The organism is Phocicoccus pinnipedialis (genome assembly GCF_903994035.1).
GTDB classification, from domain to species: domain Bacteria; phylum Bacillota; class Bacilli; order Staphylococcales; family Salinicoccaceae; genus Phocicoccus; species Phocicoccus pinnipedialis.
In genome coordinates this window covers 1-2,321 of record NZ_CAJEWB010000016.1, presented here as the reverse complement: position 1 = coordinate 2,321, position 2,321 = coordinate 1, and the positions used below count along the sequence as shown (strand labels likewise).

The window sequence follows — 2,321 nt, the reverse complement described above, 5'->3', positions numbered from 1 at the left end:
TACATTATAGCATATTATTCTGGTTGCCATTCTGTCCAAAAAATTGTGTATGTGTCATAATCTTCTTCTACAATGTCTGGTTATATTTTTTCTGCACATTCTTTTGTACAATAGTTATCACAGTTATCTTCCATCATATATCCTTCATTGAATAACTCTCTGCATTCTGTATTCTCACAAATTCTAAATCCTAAAGCACTTTCTGAATCATGTTGTAAATCACTTATTTTACTTTCTAATCCATCAAGTGACTCATCTAAATTTACGTTATTTTCTTTTGAAAACTGTTTAGCTAAGTGTGTAAATAAATCCTTTCTTTTCTGTGATAATTCTTCTACAAATATTTTTCTCATGTTTACCAGTCTTTCTACTACACTCACTGTAATGAAGCAGTAGGTATTTTGTTTTGTGGCACGTATTTAATCTATTCATAGTGAAATTCAAGGGCTAGTTATCCTTATGAGTATGAGAGTTAGGATCAACTGCATGCTTACCCTTGCGTTGCAAACCCAGAATAGATTAGCGTCACTTTCAAAACAAATAACTACTTAGCGAAATGGAGTGTGAGAAAACGAAACACTTTGCGTTTCATACGACTGAATCTGATCATACAACATGCTGTTTTACAGATATTGATGGCAGATGAAGATGCATAATAAAAAGCACTCCGTAAGGAGTGCTTCCATCGATGTATTAAGTTAAATAACTATAATTTTTTGACATAGGTCATTTAGCTTTTAAAATTATTATTTTCAATAAATTTATCCAATGATTCATCCAGTTGCAACGTTTTATAAATTTCATCTGCAATGAATTTTAATTCTTTTCTCGTTAAATATTGTAAATCGTTACTAAATATAAGATACTCTGATTCATCATCTGATTTTATAACTTTTGGTGATAATAAACTATCTCTATTTTCCTCAATAAATTTTATTAAGTCACTTACTACATAAGTTGGATATTGTTCTAAGTCTTGTTTAGTTTCACAAGTTTTGCAAGTTAAAATATAACCTCTTTCATCTTCACTTCTTTGTATTCTTCTTAGATTAGTATTAAGTATACGGCAGAAATCACAAAATAACACATTACATCACCCAATAATTAATTTTTTAAATCTAAGATTATATAATTCGATCTATATATCCACCTCTTATTATTTCATATACATTATAGAAATGTATTGGTAATATTTTATTATTTTTATGAAAGATGATTTTCTCAGTTTCTTCATGTATCCCAGCAAGAGTATATTCCATCATAATTTCTTGTCCAGCTGACCAATAACGAACAATCACAGTTTGTCCAATCATTTCTTTAGCAATTCTTTCATTCTTTTCTAACATATCATTTGGTAATATCGGTACATCTTTTAAATTATGTGCCTCTATCAATTCTTGTATCGCCTCATATTGCTCTGGCATGGTTGCAAATGGCATCCATTTTACCATACCTCTTCCTTTTGGAATTTTAGAATTTAATTTTTTATATTTTGTTTGTCTATACTCAAGTTTCATAATGGTCACTCCTTGTGTTAACTATACGAACATATATTTAATTTATAAATAAAAAAACAAGCACATCAAAACAAGTGCTTGTTTTTAATGATACTTATAATTTCCTTGTTTAGCTTATTGAATCTTTTATAGGATTCTCTAAAAATTAGAAATTTCTATATTCTTGATATAGATACTGAGTCCTTTTTGCATTTTTATAATAAGTAATAATCGCAGAATGGTGAATTCCCTGTGAATCTTTGCATTCTCTCGTTTGAATAGTTACATACGTATTTTGCGACTTAGGAATCTTAATAAATGCACTCTATATACTAGAAAAACCTATTGCTCTAGCTAGAGATGTTGTAACTTTATAAACACCGCCAATAAATGCAGCATTTATTATCTGAGTTATAATTTTATGCTCCCAATTATTGTAAGTCACATTATCAGCATAAGAAGTTTTAATAATTTTACATAAATTTGTACCTCCAGGTACACTAAAAACGTTATTGTCAAAATTTTCTTCGCTTTGCACATTATAATTCGTATAATTAATTTGTGATGTGCTAGAAACCATAGGGTTAAAAACTGTCACTATTAATGCAGTTGTTAAAAATACACTAATAATTTTCTTCATATTATTCATCTCTTTTTTTATGTTTATGTTCTATTAAACCAACTATAGTAACGATAATAATTGCAGTAATAATACCCCAAAATTTATTAAAATCCATTATTAGAGTGATTATAGACATTAATAAGAATAATAAAGCATAAACTCTTAGTTTTTTCATAATATTCCTCCTAGTAAAATACTTATAC

Annotated in this window: 5 protein-coding genes; all 5 read right to left on the bottom strand. The window is 28.1% G+C overall.

Going from position 1 to position 2,321, the window contains the following annotated elements; all coding sequences use genetic code 11:
- Positions 1 to 80 precede the first annotated feature (80 nt).
- Positions 81 to 380, bottom strand: a complete 300-nt coding sequence (locus H9D55_RS08080) for a hypothetical protein (protein WP_208454743.1) — start codon at positions 378 to 380, stop codon at positions 81 to 83.
- A gap of 350 nt (positions 381 to 730) precedes the next feature.
- Positions 731 to 1,087: a hypothetical protein gene (locus tag H9D55_RS08075; RefSeq protein WP_186078428.1), complete on the bottom strand. Its 357-nt coding sequence runs from the start codon at positions 1,085 to 1,087 to the stop codon at positions 731 to 733.
- A gap of 37 nt (positions 1,088 to 1,124) precedes the next feature.
- Positions 1,125 to 1,517 carry a YolD-like family protein gene (locus tag H9D55_RS08070; RefSeq protein WP_186078427.1) on the bottom strand — a complete coding sequence of 131 codons (393 nt, stop codon included), beginning with the start codon at positions 1,515 to 1,517 and terminating at the stop codon, positions 1,125 to 1,127.
- 304 nt (positions 1,518 to 1,821) lie between these two features.
- The gene (locus H9D55_RS08065; RefSeq protein ID WP_186078426.1) at positions 1,822 to 2,136 is read right to left on the bottom strand and encodes a hypothetical protein; all 315 of its coding nucleotides are present in this window, start codon (positions 2,134 to 2,136) and stop codon (positions 1,822 to 1,824) included.
- A 1-nt stretch (position 2,137) separates the two neighbouring features.
- Positions 2,138 to 2,293 (bottom strand): hypothetical protein, encoded by a 156-nt coding sequence (locus H9D55_RS08060; RefSeq protein WP_186078425.1) that lies wholly within the window; start codon positions 2,291 to 2,293, stop codon positions 2,138 to 2,140.
- Between the last annotated feature and the right edge of the window lie 28 nt (positions 2,294 to 2,321).